The organism is Mesorhizobium tianshanense (assembly GCF_007830515.1).
GTDB classification, from domain to species: Bacteria; Pseudomonadota; Alphaproteobacteria; order Rhizobiales; family Rhizobiaceae; genus Mesorhizobium; species Mesorhizobium tianshanense.
On the sequence record NZ_VLKT01000143.1, the window covers coordinates 1 to 2,104 of the forward strand.

Consider the following 2,104-nt stretch of genomic DNA (forward strand, 5'->3'; position numbering starts at 1 on the left):
CTCGCCGAGCAGTTCGAAATCCTCGCTGCCGCATGATTGCCACCACTCTGGCAAATTCTCTGACCAGACAAAACTTTGCAACGGAACCCGATGGCCTCGTGCTCTTTCAAAATCCCGATGATCTGCTCTTCACTGAAACGGCTGCGCTTCATTCTCTGGTCCTCGCGTTGGGCCAGAACGAACTTCAAACCGGATTAAGCCAAAGGGGCAACGTCACCGCATGTCGGCCTCGAATACGCCAACCCGATTACATTGTTGGAAATAAGTAACTCGAGCGAAAACGTGCAATTTGCCTTCGCCACGTACCCTAATCGTGCAGAGATATCAATTTCCACGTCCTGGAATTCAATGAACTGATTGTGCAGTGGAAAATACGCCTTATATACCGCCTCCTTCAAAACGAAGAGGTCCCGCCGCTTGAGCAGCTGTAGATCGTACATGCGTTGCTCGTTAGGGGTGGCAATGAATTCGATCAGGTTCGCCGGCAGAGGTTCATTAGGCTCAATGTCGATGCCGAGAGCCGCAATCCTTTTCGTCCCAGCAATGGCGGCGGCTGCTACGGTATCGTGGTGCGCCAAAGATCCGACGATGCCGGGTGGCCAGATCGGAACACCAGAGCGCGTCTTTAGGATCGGCAGTAGTGGGTATCCCAGTTGCCCAAGGAGTGTTCTGGCGACTACTCTTGCAGCACCGCTTTGGCGGCGAACTTTGGCAACAGCGCGTCCCAACGAGGTAACTTCGGAAGCGTACAAGGCGGAGTCGTCAGCCGGGTCTAGTGGACGGATGCCGACGAGGATGTTCTGTTGATCAATGGTGATAGTCTCCATTCTATCTGGTCCCCTTGAGCTTTTCGAATGAGAAGATCAGCCAATGCAGCTTGGCCTTGAAATTGCTCGACTCGGTCGACGTGCGACGATCAGCAGCGGCGGCAGACCACATATGCTCCCCATCTTTGGATGACCGAGCCAGAACTCTCCGACATTTGGGGATTGTCGCGATCCGAGACTGAACCTCGTCTGGGTGCCAGAACCTTCGGTGCAGTTCGCTAGGGATCTTTTTCAAGAACCCCCGGCTAAGCGCGTAGAAATAGCTCGGGCCAGAGCCTTGCGGTTTTCCAGAACACTCACCATCGTCACGTGGTCGCCTCCAATCGGTACGGCAGTAATGGCCCCTCGACTCAAGACCCGGTCCCAGCCGCGCATAGGCGAACGTGCCTCTGGGCATAACGAACTCTCAGCTTGTCGTGCCCGAGAACTGAAGAGAGCCTCGGCGGCATAAAACTGATGTATCTCAATTGGCAAGGTTGGGATTTGGTACGCCTGCAGCGCCTCGTGAAACCGGGCGGTCCTTTCATACATCAAAACATCGTTATGGAGATTACGATCCAGAGGTATTGCCCCAATTTGCTGCCCCTTCTCAAGCAGCTGAGCGATTGAACTTTGTCCAGCAAATTGCTCCAACACTTCGAAGCTCTCATCATCTAAGGGTTCAAAAGAATCGAGCACGACGTCTCGTACCATTTGGATGGGTGATATCTTTGTCACGTTTGCAGGTAACGTAACATCGATCAACGCCATGAAAGAGATAGCTTCATCGAGACCCAGTAAGAGCTGGGCTAGAGCGTAAGCCAAGATCCCGCCTGATGAGTATCCAGCGAAGCGATACGGACCCTGCGGCTGGATCTTTCTAATCGCCACGATGGTCTCCGTGGCTATCGCCTCAAGAATTGGTGGGCAAAGGTTATTGAAAGGGGGCCATGGCAGAGCGTAGACAGGACAGTCTATGTCCATTTCCTCCACCAACTTGAGGACATAGGAACAATCTCCCAAACCCGTGGGAACAAAGAAGAGCGGTGGTTGCGATCCGGTTGCGCGAACGGAAATCACTCCCGGACTACTGGGCTGTGGCTCCAAATGAATCTTCGATGCAAGTTCCTTCAGAACAGGGGCTTGGAAGAGGTAGGCGGCGCTAAAGTTCAGCCCAAGATCTAATGCTCGACTGAGCACCTGCACGGCCAGGAGCGAGTGGCCGCCGAGTTCGAAGAAGTGGTCGTGGCGTCCGACCCGCTCGACCCCCAGAAGCTCCGCCCAGATCTGCGCCAGCG

At 54.2% G+C, this 2,104-nt stretch carries 2 protein-coding genes; both read right to left on the reverse strand.

Features of this window, described 5'->3' with window-relative positions:
• Nucleotides 1-194: 194 nt before the first annotated feature.
• Complete coding sequence (locus IQ26_RS38875) at nucleotides 195-827, reverse strand: 4'-phosphopantetheinyl transferase family protein (protein WP_145723577.1); 633 nt, start codon at nucleotides 825-827, stop codon at nucleotides 195-197.
• A 231-nt stretch (nucleotides 828-1,058) separates the two neighbouring features.
• A partial coding sequence (locus tag IQ26_RS38880) for a thioesterase domain-containing protein (RefSeq protein WP_240547484.1) occupies nucleotides 1,059-2,104 on the reverse strand: 1,046 nt, incomplete at its 5' end.